The sequence below is a fragment of the Pseudarthrobacter sp. S9 genome (assembly GCF_050156545.1).
GTDB lineage: Bacteria > Actinomycetota > Actinomycetes > Actinomycetales > Micrococcaceae > Arthrobacter.
The window spans coordinates 121,539-136,497 of the sequence record NZ_CP189576.1; the positions used below are offsets into that span (position 1 = coordinate 121,539).

Here is a 14,959-nt window from a genome sequence, read left to right on the forward strand (position 1 = left end):
CATTACTTAGCATCTCCGGGAAGCCGCACTCCGCGATGAAAACACTCCTCTTTCGTGGTGTCATGACACCGCGTAGACTTAGCTGGCAGGGTCAACCCTCTGAAAGTTAGGAGCGTGCCATGTCAGCAGGAACGCCACGGCACACGATCCGCGTCAGCGACGAACTCTGGAACGAAGCCCACCGCAAAGCACTGCGGGAAGGTACATCCGTGTCCGAACTCATCCGCACACGGCTCCGCGACTATGTCTCAACCCCCGTCGAGCACCGTCACACCGTTGCCGACTCCCTCGTCTACCTCGTCCCGGACGCTTTCGAAGACCTGCAAGGCCCTGCCGCCGGATCCGTGGAACTCCCGCTCCACCTGGACTGGGGACCGGAGAGAACCTACAACGTGGACGAAGACGGCAGCTGCACAGCGCTGTACCAACTCACCCTTCAAAATTCCGGGTCCCTCGAGGAAATCTGCAGCATCATCCAAGCCGAACGGCTGACCGCCCTGTGGCCGACCATGATCCTGCCCGCACGCTGCAGGCAGCTCTGGGAAACAACCTTCCCCCGCCTCCCCGCCCACCACGAAGCGAAGGAACACCCATCGTGGACCACTCTCAGCGCGTAGCAGCCAAGATCGCCCTTGCGGTCCTGGCAGCCGACGGCTTCATCCTCGCCGGCGGCCAAGCCCTGATCGAACACGGCATCACCGACCGCCCGTCGGAGGACATCGACCTCTTCGCCCTGCACCGCCGACACACGCCGGCAACCTTCGCCGCATCGGTGCAGAAAATGACAGCCGCACTCGAAGCCTCCGGCTACACGGTCGAGATCACCCGGCAGTTTGACGAGTTCGCCAGCGTCACCGTAGGACATGACGAGGAAGCCATCGTCATCGACCTCGGTCTGGACTGGTGGGAAAACTCACCCGCCATCATCGACATCGGACCGATACTCTCCCTCAACGACTCGGTAGCATCCAAGCTGCTCGCCGTCTACGGCCGCGGATACGCCCGCGACTACCTCGACGCCTACTCCATCATCACCAGCAGACGCTTCACCCACCAGCAACTCATCAGGCTATGCCAACGTCGAGACCCGAACCTGGACCTGGACCTGTTCGCAACATCCATCACCAGACACCGGACACTCCCAACCACGGAATTCACCAAATACGGTCTGCCACCCCGTGAACTCCCCACCCTCAGTTCCACCCTCCTGGACTTCGCCGAAACGATCCACAAAACCACCCAAAACCCCAGCACAGCCAACGACACCATCGACTTCATCATGCCCGGAAACGCAGGACCCGGCCCGGGACTGCTCTAGCCGGCTTGTTGCGGTGCACCCGCGCGAGAAGGATCACGGAACCGCTCACCAGGCGACTCCCCACTACCCGGCGATCGAGCAGACCCCGGACCACTCCATGAAGGATCAACGAGCCGAGAACTTGCGGGCCAAACTCAAGAAGGAAGCCGGACTGCATCTTCGACGGCGAACAAAATTAAAATGCTCCCGACGGGCCTGTAAGAGAATATCTGTGCACAGCCAGAGGCCCGTCAAAAATGTGGACGAACTGATCCCCGGAAATTGCGCCGGGAAATTCAGTTCCGACTCCCGGGGAACATCTGTATGCACGCGCGTAGTTGGCTTTGGTAGCCTGCGATTCCCAAGAGTCAGCCCCTCGAATGCTGGCTCACCCACGGGCCACTTCTGTTGATCCGTTCTATCCGGAGTGTCTCCTATGTAGCGTAGGCGGGTGGGACGTCATATCCCGTGGCCCACGGGAGGAGCTTTGGGGCAAGGTATGGCCCGGCGGATAGCCAGTCGTTGCTGATCTCGGTGGCCTTGGCCGCGTGCAGAACGAGCTGGGCAGCGAGGGCAGAACCGGCGATTTTTGCGTACGCGATAGCGGTTTCCCCGACAGTCTCGGTGTGCTCGAGAAGCGGCAGCAGATGTGCAGAGGTGATGTTGCTGAGCTCGCCGACCCGTTCGCCTTCGAGCCGGACTTCGACAAATGGACGCTCAACACCGTTCTTAAGAATGCGGATCGCCTTGTGAAGACTGACTAGCAGGAGGCCGACCCCTTCCGGTGGAACGTGGTTGAAAAGGACGTCGAAGTGGTTCTCTTCCTTGAGGACTTGAATTGCCGATCCCCACGGCACAAGAGTGGTGACGCCCGTCGGGGCCTCGTTCAGCGGCGCGATCAACCCCGGCTCAGGCAGGGCGACGGTGACTCGGGCTTGGAGCCGATCGCCACCGTCGTATGCCCAGATGCGAGCGATCGTAGCTGCAGTGTACCCACTCGCAATAATTCTCCTGATAGGTTGCGCGTAGCGGATCGCGTCTTCACGACTGAGATAGCCGAGGACCTGATTCCTCCACCGAACGCTGATGGCATTCATGTCATACGGATTATCAGGCTCGGCCACGAGTTCCACCTGAAGGCCTTCAGTTTCACTGTCGCTCCTTAGAGCGATCGGCGCTTTACTGGCGCGGAGCGCGGCTCTGATCGCATGACTGTACGCGTGCTCGCCCACGACTTCGACGTTCGGCCATTCCGAACGTCCGAGCGACACCAGATAGAGCGGCCCGCTTGAAGAAACATGCGGAGTGGCAGGCAAAATTGGTGCCTGCCCCTCAAGAGCGGCCCGCCTTGGGGCGGCGTGATTCGCCGGTGCCTCAATATGGACATCAGGAACTGCGAGTCCTGGGACGCCGCTGACTGGACTCCCGACCCAGGTCGCATCCTCCCACGCCTGCCGGTCACGGCGCCGCTTCCGCAACAGAAACATCAGCCCGACAATCCCTGCGGCCAGCAAGAACCCGATGGGCGAGGATACCGTCACAATCAGCACCAGCACCCCGAACATGGTCCACTGGGCAAGTGTCCCAGCCTTCTCCAGCCCCGGCACGCCGCGGCCGCCGGCGTTCAGCTTAGCCGGGCTCTGACCTACACACTCCAGGACGCGCGCCGCCTGCCCCAAGGTTAGGTGCATCAGACTAGGCCGCTTGCCCGTTGCACGTGCGACGGACGCGCGAACGAAGTTACGCTGGAACTTCGACGCCGCGGCTGTCTCATCGGTAGCGAGGAGCTCCCGCCATGTCTCGTCGCTGATGGTCTGATGCGCAACCTGCGGGCGGGTCGGTCGGGACGCCCGGGCGGCAGGCCTCTGTGTCGACCGGCGGCCAGGACTGGTACTCACGTACGACACGCCCGTTCCAGGGATCCTCACTGTGCTCGTCGTGCGGCCTGTCGTAGCCTTCGTAACCCGGAACGGGCCTGCCCCAATGCTCGCACTCACCCCGCGCTTCGACGCCGTGATCCTCACAGGCCCGAAACTCTTCGACTTGCGGTAACGGAACCCCAACTCGCACCCCCAAAGTAAGCAATCACGAGGGAGCACTCGTCCCCCCATAAGGGAGATTCTATGCCTCGGAATTCGTGAATGGGGATGCATCCGAACGAACACCGAAAAGACGGTCTCATCGACCGTCCCGAGGACACGAAATACTAAGACGGGCAATTGCCTCATCCGCATTCAGCCCAGTCAACCGGCCAGTCCCGGCAGGACACGGCCCGCCGGGCTGAGCCTGCTCCCCCACAACCGAAACGGGCCTCCGGGAACCCACACACCCCCGGAGAACCAGGTCAGAGGCTCAGTGTGCACATTGTGCACACGAAAAAGCACCAATTTCAGAGAAAAACGCCTCTGACCTGCGGAAACACCTGTGCCCAAGGTGGGACTCGAACCGGACTCCAGCCCCGGAAACACTGGGAAGTCTTGAAAACATGCCGAATCCGGCCCAGTCCGAACCCGGTATGGCCGGGTCCCGAGACATAACACGACCCAGTCCGAAGGCAAGGGTGTGCACACTGTGCACACCCTTCTTTTGGCCATCTTGAAAGCCCGCTGGGCCGAAGTTACGTGTGGCTGAGACGCCGGAGGCAAACATTCGACGCAGCCCTATGCCCCGTGTCCCGGTGGCCCCGGCCAGGAGTGGGACTGTGGAAATAGAGACGATTGGCATCGCCATTTCACCGTGGAAGGAAGGAAGGAAGGAAGGAAGGAAGGGGGCTCTCCTCGAAACGACACGAGGTCAGACGCCACAGGCTCAATCGTTCCTGTCATGGAATACGTCGACCGTCCGCAGGGGAAGGCGTCGTGCCGGTAAGAGTGGCTGGCCAGCCCGGCGGCCCCCAGAACTTCTCGATCTGGCGCGCGTCGATGCAGGTGTCCCACAGAAGCTATAGCAACACTGGGAAGTCGGCGACAACTTTCGTCGGTGGTGGTGGTTAGCGAGAGAGGGAATCGAGGACAGTGCGCAGGGTGGCGCCGAACTCGACGGGCTTGCCGGCGTAGGGGTTCTCGGGGCCGCCATGCGCACGTCAAGTTTCTGAGACAGTTTCATCGTTTTATTTCGGTTACGCTGCCAGGGATTCCTGGTCGCGGATCTGGTGGGCTGTGAGGGCTGCCGCCGGCGGTCGGTGGCCTGCTCGGGCGTTGGGCCGTTTGCGGTTGTACCAGGACTCGATATAGTCCATGACCGAGGTGCGGGCGGCGAGCCGGCTGGTGAAGCTGTGGTGGTGGTAGAACTCGGTCTTCAGATGCGAGAAGAAATTTTCGGCGACGGCGTTGTCCCAGCACACGCCGACCTTGCCCATGGACTGGGTGACGTTGTTCCCGGCGCACCAGCCCTGGAATTCGGCAGAGGTGTACTGGGTGCCGCGGTCTGAATGGAACACCGCCCCGTCCGCGTGCAGGTAGCCGTGATCGCGGGCCATGGCCAGCGCCCCGGTGCACAGTTCGGTGCGCATGTGGCGGTCCATGTTCCAGCCGATGACCATGCCGGTGCACAGATCGATCACGGTGGCCAGATACAGCCAGCCCTCGCCGGTCTTCAGGTACGTGATGTCCCCGCACAGCCGCGTGCCGGGCACCTCGGAGGAGAAGTCCCGCTTGCCGTTCTCGTCGAGCATGTGGTTCCCGATATGGGCGGTCTTCGCCTGCGGGTCCTGCTCGGTGGTCTTCTTCCACGCCCGAGTCCGTACGGCGCGCAGGCCCTGCTCGCGCATGATGGCCCCGACGGTGGGTTGGGAAACGCTGATCCCGTCCGCGTTGAGCATCCGGGTCAGCTGGTCCCTGCCGGCCTTGCCCTTGGCGTCGTTGAACTTTCCGGCCACAGCTTCCACCAGCGTCTGGTGCCGCACGGCCCGCGGGGACGGGCCCGCAGGGTTGCGCCACCGGTAGAACGAGGCCCGGGAGACCTTCAGGGTCCGGCATAGCCAGGCGACGGGATGGTTCGCCTTCTCTGCTTCGATGAACTCGTAGAAATCCTCTACCGTTGCTTCGCTGCAAAGAAGGCGCTGACTTTTCCCAGGAACTCAATTTCCTGCTTCAGCTTCGCGTTCTCGGCCAGCGCTTTCTGGTGCTCTTCCCACGGCACGGCTGCCTTCTCCTCGGTGAGGAACCGATCGGGATGGTCCTCACGGTATTTGCGCACCCAGGTCCCCAGAGTGCCCTCGTTCACGCCGATATCCGGCGCGACCTGGGCGATCGGACGGCCCGAGGAAATCACGAGCTCCACGGCGTCGTCCTTGTACTTCTGGCTATACATCTTACGGTCGGTCATTGTGAAGAAGGGCTCCTAACAAGCTGTCTCACAAAACCATACGGCCGCACCACCGACGAAGCCACCGTGGTGGCTGGGAAACACTACCGGCGGCGTGCCGAGGCGATCGGCGACGGCATGTGTGGTCCGCGCCGTGATGGTGTTGCCGGTTTCTTCGCCGACGCCCAACACCACCCGAGCGGGAGACGCCTTAACGGCGTCGAGGTCGTACGCGTATCGCGTGACCGACAGGCTGCGCTCGGACAGCAACGGGTCATCTCGGCTGCCGTCGTCCTGGGCGGGCAATCCGAACATGGCCGGGTCGGCCGGCGTCTGCGCGAAGTACTCACTGGTAAACTCGCCGGGCCACATGGTCAGGGCGATGAATTGCGCCATGCCAGGTCCGAACCCGCCGCTCTGGTAGGCCTGTCGGACGTTGCCGAAGGCCCGATCAGCTTCGTCGGCGTCATGGGAGAGTGCCCAGGTCGAAGGCGGCTCGTGCGCCACCAGCGTGTGCACGTCGTCCGGGTGGGTCGCGACCCATGTCAGGCCGGCGACAGCGCCGCCGCTACTGCCAAAGACGTCGACCTTGCCCGCACCAAGATGCTCGACCAATGCGTGGAGGTCGGCCGCCTGGTCCTCGGGCCGCTGGTCGGTGCGACCGTCGCGACGCACGACGCTTCGGCCGAGACCGCGCGGGTCATAGGTGACCACGGTCCGATCGGGAAACTGCACGGCCAGGTCGGCGAATCCGTCTGCCGTCATCGGCTGGCCGATCATGACGAGGATCGGCTTGCCGTCGGCGGACGGCACCGGCCCGTGGACGTCGTAAACGAGATCAACGTCAGCGAGCTCGAGAGTGTGCGTTGTGGTAGTCACGTTCGTCTCCTTGTGGATGGTGATGGTCAGTTGTCTTCTTCGGCAAAGAGGGCATCGAGTCGCTGAACCCGCCCCCGCCAGATCTGTTCGTACAAATTGGTCACCAGCTCGGCCCCTCCTAATACAGCGACGTGCTTCTGTACTGCGGCCCACGACATGTCGTAGGCGGTGGCGAGTTCGGACACCGAGACCTCACCGGCGAGGGGGCGGCGCACGATGTCGCGGCGGGAGGCGTCGGCGAGGGCCCGGAACAGGCGGTCGACCGCAGCGTCAGAGAGCTCAACATCTACAACCATTTGGTTGCATGCTAGGTGGCTCGGGCGGGGTCGTCAAGACGCAACCCAGATTTGTTCGCAGGGTGCCGGTTCGAAGGGCAACAAGGTCTTCGAGTACTTCGGGGATTTCGTCATGGTCCTCGATTGTCACGACGTTAATACCTGCTCGTGCCAAGTCGCGTGACCGTAGCTCAGCGAATCGTTCGTTCGGATGTCCGCTCTCGGAGCGCATGAGCGCGTAGTGCGGCAGGCGCCGCAGCCCTGGCGGCATGGACCTGCCTAATAGTGCCGTCAGGTCCGCCCACATAATTGCGTGCTCGGATGAATACGCTTCGTAGTCCGTGCGGGTGATTACTGGAGTTCACTGCCAATGCACAAGGCCATTGTGGTCAGTCCCGAGCCATGAAGCTTAGTGATGATCGTGCTATGCGGCCTTCCTCGGCTGCGCCCGTAGTCGTTGTCGTGCACAATGACAAATGCATCCCGGGCAAAACAGTCGTCTAGGACACGGTCATAGTTTGCTGTCCAGATACGCCTTAGCCTGAGGTTGCGTAGGGCTTCATGTGCTTTGGGAATCGCTCGATAGGATGAAACACTTTCCAAAACGTGATCGGTAAGCGCGTCACGCCCAAGTTCGGCTTCCCTGGGTGAACTCACCGCCCCGGCACGCGTCCCCTACCTGGGATCGATGCTGAACCTGACCCTTGACGTAAGTCAGCTCGGTGAACCGCTGACGCCCGCTCAGCTGACTGCTGCAAGCCCCAGCCCCTTCGATCCGCGCTCCGTGCGCGCCCTTGAAGTCGCCCGCGAGGGATGGACGATCCGAGACATTCTCGCCCACGGCGTCATCGACTACCACCCCACCCCCGTCGGCCCCGCCTCGGTCACCGCGGACCACATCAGGAATGGTTCGAAGCGGGCGCCTGCGACGGGTTCTGGGTCTCCATCGATATCAACGAAGACGGCATCGACACCTTCGTCGACGAGGTCGTCCCCCTGTTGCAGGAACGCGGGCTCTTCCACCACGACTACGAAGGCACCACCCTCCGGGATCACCTCGATGCGCCCGCGCAGTACGGGATCGACCCCCGGATCGCCGTGTCGACGGACTGCCATGACAGCTACCGGAACCCGCCTCAGCTAGAAGGATCGCCCTCGACATGACGACAACCGACACTCGCAGCATCGATCCCGGACTGTTCCGCAGCACCGTCGGTCAGTACGCCTGCGGGATCACCGTCATCACCGGCCACGACGACTCAGGACCGATCGGGTTCACCTATCGCTGTCCATAGCCAGCGGCCGTGACAGAATGGTGCCATGCTGCTCGACGAGCTCGTGAGGACCTCGGAAGCCGTCGCGGCCACCCGCTCCCGGCTCGCCAAGGTCAACAAACTGGCAGGCCTGCTGCTCCGGCTCGACCCCGCGGACATCCCGACGGCGGTCGGCTTGCTCACCGCCAAGCCTCGCCAGGGCCGAGTCGGGATCGGCTGGAGCAGCATGAGGGCGGCCAGGGGCGAGCCCGCTCCTGAGCCGAATCTCACTATCGCCCACCTCGACGTTGCGTTGGATCGGCTGCTGGCAGCCGCAGGCGCTGGCTCGACCGTGGAACGCGCCGCCACCCTTCGTTCTCTGATGGCGGAAGCCACCGAACGAGAGCAGGCCTTCATCGCTGGCGTGCTGCTCGGAGAACTTCGTACCGGTGCACTCCAAGGCGTACTGACGGATGCGGTTGCCCGCGCCGCCGGCCGGCCGGTCGAGGCCGTACGCCGCGCAGCGATGCTCTCCGGCGATCTCGGCGGGACCGCCCTGCTGGCGATCACGGGCACCGCGGCTCAGCTTGACGCGGTCGGCCTCGTCGTCGGGCGTCCGGTGCAGCCCATGCTCGCCGCAACCGCGGCCAGTGCCGGCGAGGCGCTGGAGGCGACGGGGGAAGCGTCGGTGGAATACAAGCTCGACGGCGCACGCATCCAGGTGCACCGTGCCGGCGATGACGTGCGCATCTACACCCGCACTCTGGCCGAAGTAACCCATCGGCTGCCTGAGGTGGTGGAGGTGGTGCGCGGACTGCCCGTGCGCAATGTGATCCTCGACGGCGAGACCCTAGCCCTCGACGAGGACGGCGGGCCCCGGCCGTTCCAGGAGACCATGTCCCGGTTCGGGGCGAACGCGGCGCGCACCACGCTGCTGCATCCGTGGTTTTTCGACGTGCTGCACATCGACGGGCGCGACCTGCTCGACGAGCCGCTGTCCACACGCATCGCCGTGCTCGAGCGCATCGCCCCCGGTCACCGCATCCCGGGGAAAATCACTGCGGATGCGGCTGTTGCCGAGAAAGTGTCGCGCGATGCGCTGGCCGCCGGCCATGAGGGTGTGGTCGCGAAGGCGGTGGGCTCGGCCTACGCCGCCGGGCGGCGGGGTTCGAACTGGATCAAGGTGAAGCCGGTGCTCACCTACGACCTGGTGGTGCTCGCTTGCGAATGGGGGTCAGGACGGCGCACCGGGCTGCTCTCGAACCTGCACCTCGGAGCCCTGGACCCTGTTGGCGAGTTCGGCGAACCCGGCGGTTACGTGATGGTGGGCAAGACTTTCAAGGGCCTCACCGACGCGCTGCTGCAATGGCAGACTGAAAGGTTCCAGGAGTTGGAGGTGCGGCGTACGGCGGGTACGGTGTGGACCGAGCCGGTCACCGTGGTCGAGATCGCCATCGACGGCGTCCAGCACTCTCCCCGCTATCCGGGTGGAATCGCCCTTCGGTTCGCACGCGTCAAACGCTACCGTGACGACAAGACGGCCGCGGAGGCCGACACCATCCAGACGTTGCGCGCTCTGCTCCCTACTCCACGGGCAGAAAGGTATCGCCCGCGCCGGCGGAGCCAGATTCGGGAAGAGACGCCCCACTCCCGTAAAATTGACGGTTTAGCGTTTTCCGTGCAGGCGCGTCCACGAGCTTCAGATCCTAGCAGCGGCGAAGGACTTGATGAGCCGACGATCGTCACGTGCCGAGCTCTCCGGGCCCTGGCTGAGGATCCTTGATTAGGATGTTGCTTTGATGGAGGGAAGCCGGTGAACAAGAACCGTCTGGAGGCGTTCAGTGATGGTGTGCTCGCCATCATCATCACAATCATGGTGCTGGAGCTCCATGTGCCGGACGAACCGACCTGGCGTGGTTTGGGGTCCGTCCTGCCCACGTTCCTCAGTTACCTGCTCAGCTTCGTCTACGTCGGAATTTACTGGAACAATCACCACCACATGATCCATCTGGCAAGCAGGGTCAACGGCGCGATCCTCTGGGCCAATCTGCACTTGTTGTTCTGGCTTTCGCTAATCCCGTTCACCACCCGCTGGATGGATGAGTCCGGCTTCGTGCAGATCCCGGTGCTGACTTATGGGATCAACTTGCTGTGCGCCGCGTTGGCCTACTTCATCCTGGAACGGGCACTGATCCGCCAACAGGGCCCGGATGGCCCCCTCGCACAGGCAATTGGCCGGGACTGGAAAGGCAAAACGTCGCCACTGATTTACCTCGCAGGCCTTGGGCTGAGCGCAGTCCAGCCCCTGCTTGGGGTTGCGGTCTACACCATCGTGGCCCTGATCTGGCTCATTCCTGACCGCCGGGTTGAGCACTTCGTCACCCGGGCTCACCGGGACTGACCCGCGCGGGGCTGCCCATAGTCCGGTACCTGAAGATGTTTGAGTAGCCGGCTGCCTGTCCCATCAGACCCGCTGAAGCTCTCCGGTGTTCCGGATCAGGACAGTTCTCGTTGTTTGTTGGCCGCGCACTCCGCTGCCTTCAGGTGCCAAGGAACGCCTGGAGGCCATGATGGGCCATTTGCATCGGGCTGTGAATCCAAGCGGAGCGAATAGTTTGGTTCCTTCGTGGGGTTGATCCCGACGACTGTTGCTGCATCCCCGGCCGCCGCAATATTTTCTGTACCCGGCAGGCGGGGATAGTCAACGGTGAATTCGACTTGTCTCCTGGCTGAAATACCGGGTCGTCGTAGACGGTGTCGCTGCTGCTCAAGAAGAGAATTTCACTGCCGTCAGCATCGCGGGCCGGTCTGTCCTTGAAGTCGTTTGACATCATGTCCCCCTTGTCGGTGCAGCACGGGCGCTGCTGAGGCCACTAGAGCATGCGGCTCTACCGCCCCGGCAGTAGAAAGCCCCGGCACGCAAAACTGCTCCCGGGAAGTTGGACTGAGAAATTCAGTTCCGACTACCGGGGAGCAGTTGCTGGCAACTGCAGAAACTGAATTACGAGAAGCCCACCGATCCATGGCAGGGCTGCACCCCACGTGCGAGACTTCGTCATAGGGGTCAAGCAACAGGCAGTGGATGAGGCGAGGATATGATTGCCACGTTCAAAGCGCAAACGATTAGAACCTATCGTTCTTTGTACTGACTGATGTGTACACAATGGGAGGGCGACGTGTGCGTCGCCCTCCCATTTGTCTGCCAGCCTGTCCATGCGGATTGTAGCCTTGCTCGCTCCGAGCCCGGCGAGGATCAGGGGACGGGGCTATCTGACTAAATAGTTGCCGAATGAGTTGAGGTGCCGACCGTGCGGCAGATCCGGCCCTCTCCTCCTGCCACCCTCCCGTTGCCGAAAGGGTTCTAGTGGGTATCCGGTCTGCTCAGGTTGGCTGGGTGCACGCTCGGACTTGAGCTAATCGCGGACTATTTTGGAGTACCAGGAAGGGTTCGGCGACGAACAGGTCTGTTTGGGGCTCTCTTTTGAGTGTCGCTGACACAACCTGAGCTAACCGGATACGCACTAGGGTTCTTATCGGTGATCCCGGTCCTGAGTGAGAATATTGGGATACCCGTCCCCCAACCAAGCAAGCCATTCGGTGACATCAGGACAAGGACCGGGCCTTCCGGCCCTGGGGGCTCGAAGCGTCATAAGCCCACAGTCATATGGACACGGCGGCCGACGGCGGCGGGCCGTTCCGGAGCCAGTCCCACACCGCCGCATCCCACCCGCCCGGGTCGGAATTCCACTCCTGCGTATGCTCCGCACGGGATAGGTCAGCAACGCAGCCCTGAAACCAGCCGATGCAGCAAATTGGACCGGACCTTGGCCAACAGCGCACCGCTTCCGGTCGACAACGGGTCCATCGATCAGCAGCCTAGCTTTGCGAATTGCGTGGCGCGCCGGTGTAGTTCGTGGTAATCATGTCGTTGCTGGGGCGAAAGTGCATGAAGTCTTATCAGCGCAAATCAGCCAGACGGGGAGCCCTTCGATGAGCCAGGGAGTCTGTGATAGATGGTGTGGACACTGTCCACACACCTTTGGCTGGACAAACGGATGCCGCGGCGTTAGGCGGGGCGGCCCAACAGACTCCAACAACGAAGAAATATGGCGAAGGGAACTCGTCCTAGTCATGCCGTCAGTACAACCCCTGCCCATGAATAGGTGAACGACCAACTGCCACCACAGCGATTCGAGAGGACGCCCCGATTACCCCACATCCCCAGCAGGCGGAGGGCCCACGAGCCAGGACCCTGAACCCGCCACCCACATAACCGAATAGGTCACCGCGGAGCCAGGCACAGTCCGCGGCAGTGTCAGAGGGACCCGCGGAGGGTAAATGTCCACACATTAACGCAAAATTTCCCCTGACGCGGGAAAACACGTGCCCGAGGTGGGACTCGAACCCACACACCTTTCGATACCGCATTTTGAGTGCGGCGCGTCTGCCAATTCCGCCACTCGGGCGCGGATTACACCGGAAGTAACATTCGCGGAGCCACGGTGCTGTGAGCAACGCGATCGCTTCCAGTGCGCGAAATTACTCTACATGCAGATAGGCTGAATTCCAGAATCGCGCCAGTGACGCCGCATCGAACCAAACCGGTCCAAGTACACCAGCGGACAAAACCTATGATGGTCTAGTCCCGCCGTACCTTTCCAAGGAGTTCCCGTGTCAGAACAGACGGAGTCAAACCCCACTTCCCAGCCGGCGCGCCGCGTTGTCGTCGCCGAGGATGAGACCCTCATCCGCCTTGACATCATCGAGATCCTGCGGGGCGAAGGCTACGACGTCGTCGGCGAGGCGGACAACGGCGAAAAGGCCGTGCAGCTCGCCGAGGAACTCAGGCCGGACCTGGTCCTCATGGACGTCAAGATGCCCGTCATGGACGGCATCTCCGCCGCCGAGAAGATCGTCAAGGCCCGTATCGCGCCGGTGGTCCTGCTCACCGCCTTCAGCCAGAAGGAACTCGTGGAGCGTGCCCGCGACGCCGGCGCCATGGCCTACGTGGTCAAGCCCTTCACCCCGGCGGACCTCATCCCCGCTCTCGAGATCGCGCTGTCCCGCCACGAGGAAATCAAGGCCCTGGAGAGCGAAGTCACCGACCTGCAGGAACAGTTCGCCACCCGCAAGCTCGTGGAGCGCGCCAAGAGCCTCCTGACCACCAAGATGGGCCTGACCGAGCCCGAGGCCTTCCGCTGGATCCAGAAGACGTCCATGGACCGCCGCCTCAGCATGCGCGAGGTCGCCGAGACCATCATCAACCAGGTCAACTAGCGGCCGCTGCGCCCTAAACGGCGCCGGCCCGGTCCGGCCGCCGAAAAGACGACAAAAAGGGAGGGTCTCCGCCAATGGCGGGGACCCTCCCTTTATTCTGGAAAATGCGGCTAACGCCGGACCGTTGCTAGGCCTTCTCGGGCCAGGGTCCGACTTTTTCCTTGATGGCGGCGGTCTCGCCAATGCGGCCGGTGTCAGCCAGGTCCCCCACCTTGTGAACCTTCAGGGAGTTAGTCGAACCGGCTCTGCCGGGAGGGGAACCGGCGGCGATCACCACGAGGTCACCGTCCTCCACGAGGCCCAGTTCCAGCAGGCTGCGGTCAACCTGGGCGGTCATCTCGTCGGTGTGGCCCACCATCGGGACAAGTACCGGCTGGATGCCCCAGGTCAGGGCGAGCTGGTTCCAGACGTGCTCCACCGGGGTGAAGGCGAAAACCGGCTTGATCGGACGCAGGCGCGACAGGCGGCGGGCGGAGTCACCGGACTGGGTGAAGGCACAGATGTACTTCGCATCCAGCTGATCGGCAATTTCGACGGCGGCACGGGTGATGGCGCCGCCGCGGGTCCTGGGCTTCGTGCCCAGCGGCGGGACGCGCTCCAGGCCGTGGACCTCGGTGGACTCGATGATCCGGGCCATGACCTTGACGGTCTCGATCGGGTACTTGCCGACACTGGTCTCGCCGGAGAGCATGACGGCGTCGGCGCCGTCGAGCACGGCGTTGGCGCAGTCGGAGGCCTCGGCGCGCGTCGGACGCGGGTTGTCGATCATGGACTCGAGCACCTGGGTGGCCACGATGACCGGCTTCGCCCAGCGGCGGGCCAGTTCGATGGCGCGCTTCTGGACGATCGGCACTTCCTCGAGCGGAAGTTCCACGCCGAGATCGCCGCGGGCCACCATGATGGCGTCGAAGGCGTCGATGATCTCGTGGAGCTGGTCCACGGCCTGCGGCTTTTCGATCTTGGCGATCACCGGCACGCGGCGGCCTTCCTCGTCCATGATCTCGTGCACGCGCGTGATGTCCGAGGCATCGCGGACGAAGGAGAGGGCGACCATGTCCACGCCGCGGCGCATGGCCCAGCGGAGATCGTCCTCGTCCTTTTCGCTCAATGCCGGAACGTTGACCGCAACACCGGGCAGGTTGATGCCCTTGTTGTTGGAGACCATGCCGCCGACTGTCACGCGGGTGACGACCTTGACGTCGTCGACCTCGATGGCGCGCAGGCCGACCTTGCCGTCGTCGATCAGCAGCGCGTCGCCGACGTTGACGTCGTCCGTCAGGCTCTTGAGCGTCGTCGAGCAGATGTCCTTGGTGCCCGGAACGTCCTCGGTGGTGATGGTGAAGGTGTCACCGACGGAGAGGAGGTGCGGGCCGTCAACGAAGCGGCCGAGGCGGATCTTGGGACCCTGCAGGTCGGCCATGATGGCCACGGCCTTGCCGAGCTGCCCTGCTGCCTTGCGGACGTTCACGTACGTGTTGTCGTGCACGGCGTAGTCGCCGTGGCTCATGTTCATCCGCGCCACGTCGACGCCTGCTTCCAGCACGGCGAGCGTGTTGTCATAGCTCGCGATTGCCGGTCCGAACGTGGCCACTATTTTAGCGCGTCTCATGTACCTACCCTATGTAGTCTCTTGCATGGATTAAGTTGTAGCGGGAATGAGCCTGAACAAGGAC

13 protein-coding genes, 1 tRNA gene and 1 pseudogene are annotated in these 14,959 nt (G+C 62.9%); 6 read left to right on the forward strand and 9 right to left on the reverse strand.

Going from position 1 to position 14,959, the window contains the following annotated elements:
• Positions 1 to 119 precede the first annotated feature (119 nt).
• Positions 120 to 617 (forward strand): hypothetical protein, encoded by a 498-nt coding sequence (locus tag ACQCSY_RS00620; RefSeq protein WP_427132317.1) that lies wholly within the window; start codon positions 120 to 122, stop codon positions 615 to 617.
• Entirely contained in the window at positions 596 to 1,318 is a 723-nt protein-coding gene (locus ACQCSY_RS00625; RefSeq protein ID WP_427132319.1) for a nucleotidyl transferase AbiEii/AbiGii toxin family protein, read from the forward strand. The genes ACQCSY_RS00620 and ACQCSY_RS00625 overlap by 22 nt, the downstream gene beginning before the upstream one ends.
• Before the next feature lie 413 nt (positions 1,319 to 1,731).
• Here the strand turns inward: ACQCSY_RS00625 and ACQCSY_RS00630 are convergent, their stop codons facing one another.
• The 7 genes and pseudogenes from ACQCSY_RS00630 to ACQCSY_RS00660 form a co-directional block, all read right to left on the reverse strand.
• A complete protein-coding gene (locus ACQCSY_RS00630) occupies positions 1,732 to 2,862 on the reverse strand; it encodes an HIRAN domain-containing protein (protein ID WP_427136022.1) in 1,131 nt (376 codons plus the stop codon).
• Positions 2,863 to 3,207: 345 nt separating this feature from the next.
• Positions 3,208 to 3,531 (reverse strand): annotated as a pseudogene (locus tag ACQCSY_RS00635) (DUF4236 domain-containing protein); the annotation flags it as partial.
• 884 nt (positions 3,532 to 4,415) lie between these two features.
• Entirely contained in the window at positions 4,416 to 5,312 is an 897-nt protein-coding gene (locus ACQCSY_RS00640) for an IS3 family transposase (protein ID WP_354248658.1), read from the reverse strand.
• Positions 5,313 to 5,329: 17 nt separating this feature from the next.
• Positions 5,330 to 5,623 (reverse strand): transposase, encoded by a 294-nt coding sequence (locus ACQCSY_RS00645; RefSeq protein ID WP_427132321.1) that lies wholly within the window; start codon positions 5,621 to 5,623, stop codon positions 5,330 to 5,332.
• Positions 5,624 to 5,638: 15 nt separating this feature from the next.
• Positions 5,639 to 6,481, reverse strand: a complete 843-nt coding sequence (locus tag ACQCSY_RS00650) for an alpha/beta fold hydrolase (RefSeq protein ID WP_427132323.1) — start codon at positions 6,479 to 6,481, stop codon at positions 5,639 to 5,641.
• Between the two features lie 26 nt (positions 6,482 to 6,507).
• Positions 6,508 to 6,777 (reverse strand): transcriptional regulator, encoded by a 270-nt coding sequence (locus ACQCSY_RS00655; protein WP_427132325.1) that lies wholly within the window; start codon positions 6,775 to 6,777, stop codon positions 6,508 to 6,510.
• An 831-nt stretch (positions 6,778 to 7,608) separates the two neighbouring features.
• A complete protein-coding gene (locus ACQCSY_RS00660) occupies positions 7,609 to 7,872 on the reverse strand; it encodes a hypothetical protein (RefSeq protein ID WP_427132327.1) in 264 nt (87 codons plus the stop codon).
• A 44-nt stretch (positions 7,873 to 7,916) separates the two neighbouring features.
• On the opposite strand from ACQCSY_RS00660, the gene ACQCSY_RS00665 reads away from it, so the two are divergent.
• Genes ACQCSY_RS00665 through ACQCSY_RS00675 form a run of 3 tightly spaced genes read left to right on the forward strand, consistent with a single transcriptional unit; the run spans position 7,917 to position 10,410 of the window.
• The gene (locus tag ACQCSY_RS00665) at positions 7,917 to 8,051 is read left to right on the forward strand and encodes a hypothetical protein (RefSeq protein ID WP_427132328.1); all 135 of its coding nucleotides are present in this window, start codon (positions 7,917 to 7,919) and stop codon (positions 8,049 to 8,051) included.
• A 25-nt stretch (positions 8,052 to 8,076) separates the two neighbouring features.
• Positions 8,077 to 9,792 carry an ATP-dependent DNA ligase gene (locus tag ACQCSY_RS00670; protein WP_427132330.1) on the forward strand — a complete coding sequence of 572 codons (1,716 nt, stop codon included), beginning with the start codon at positions 8,077 to 8,079 and terminating at the stop codon, positions 9,790 to 9,792.
• 30 nt (positions 9,793 to 9,822) lie between these two features.
• Positions 9,823 to 10,410, forward strand: coding sequence for a TMEM175 family protein (locus tag ACQCSY_RS00675; protein ID WP_427132332.1), 588 nt, complete (start codon positions 9,823 to 9,825; stop codon positions 10,408 to 10,410).
• A gap of 1,983 nt (positions 10,411 to 12,393) precedes the next feature.
• Here the strand turns inward: ACQCSY_RS00675 and ACQCSY_RS00680 are convergent.
• Positions 12,394 to 12,475, reverse strand: a tRNA-Leu gene (locus ACQCSY_RS00680).
• A gap of 205 nt (positions 12,476 to 12,680) precedes the next feature.
• On the opposite strand from ACQCSY_RS00680, the gene ACQCSY_RS00685 reads away from it, so the two are divergent.
• Positions 12,681 to 13,286: an ANTAR domain-containing response regulator gene (locus ACQCSY_RS00685; RefSeq protein WP_427132334.1), complete on the forward strand. Its 606-nt coding sequence runs from the start codon at positions 12,681 to 12,683 to the stop codon at positions 13,284 to 13,286.
• 127 nt (positions 13,287 to 13,413) lie between these two features.
• Here the strand turns inward: ACQCSY_RS00685 and pyk are convergent, their stop codons facing one another.
• Entirely contained in the window at positions 13,414 to 14,895 is a 1,482-nt protein-coding gene (gene pyk / locus ACQCSY_RS00690; protein WP_427132336.1) for a pyruvate kinase, read from the reverse strand.
• Positions 14,896 to 14,959 lie beyond the last annotated feature (64 nt).

Excerpts from the sequence above, each read along its gene's own strand:
- pyk (WP_427132336.1), bottom strand. The coding sequence starts at position 14,895 with ATGAGACGCGCTAAAATAGTGGCCACGTTCGGACCGGCAATCGCGAGC.
- ACQCSY_RS00620 (WP_427132317.1), top strand. The coding sequence starts at position 120 with ATGTCAGCAGGAACGCCACGGCACACGATCCGCGTCAGCGACGAACTC.
- ACQCSY_RS00660 (WP_427132327.1), bottom strand. The coding sequence starts at position 7,872 with ATGGCAGTCCGTCGACACGGCGATCCGGGGGTCGATCCCGTACTGCGC.
- ACQCSY_RS00670 (WP_427132330.1), top strand. The coding sequence starts at position 8,077 with ATGCTGCTCGACGAGCTCGTGAGGACCTCGGAAGCCGTCGCGGCCACC.
- ACQCSY_RS00630 (WP_427136022.1), bottom strand. The coding sequence starts at position 2,862 with ATGTTCGGGGTGCTGGTGCTGATTGTGACGGTATCCTCGCCCATCGGG.
- ACQCSY_RS00655 (WP_427132325.1), bottom strand. The coding sequence starts at position 6,777 with ATGGTTGTAGATGTTGAGCTCTCTGACGCTGCGGTCGACCGCCTGTTC.
- ACQCSY_RS00665 (WP_427132328.1), top strand. The coding sequence starts at position 7,917 with ATGACGACAACCGACACTCGCAGCATCGATCCCGGACTGTTCCGCAGC.
- ACQCSY_RS00645 (WP_427132321.1), bottom strand. The coding sequence starts at position 5,623 with ATGACCGACCGTAAGATGTATAGCCAGAAGTACAAGGACGACGCCGTG.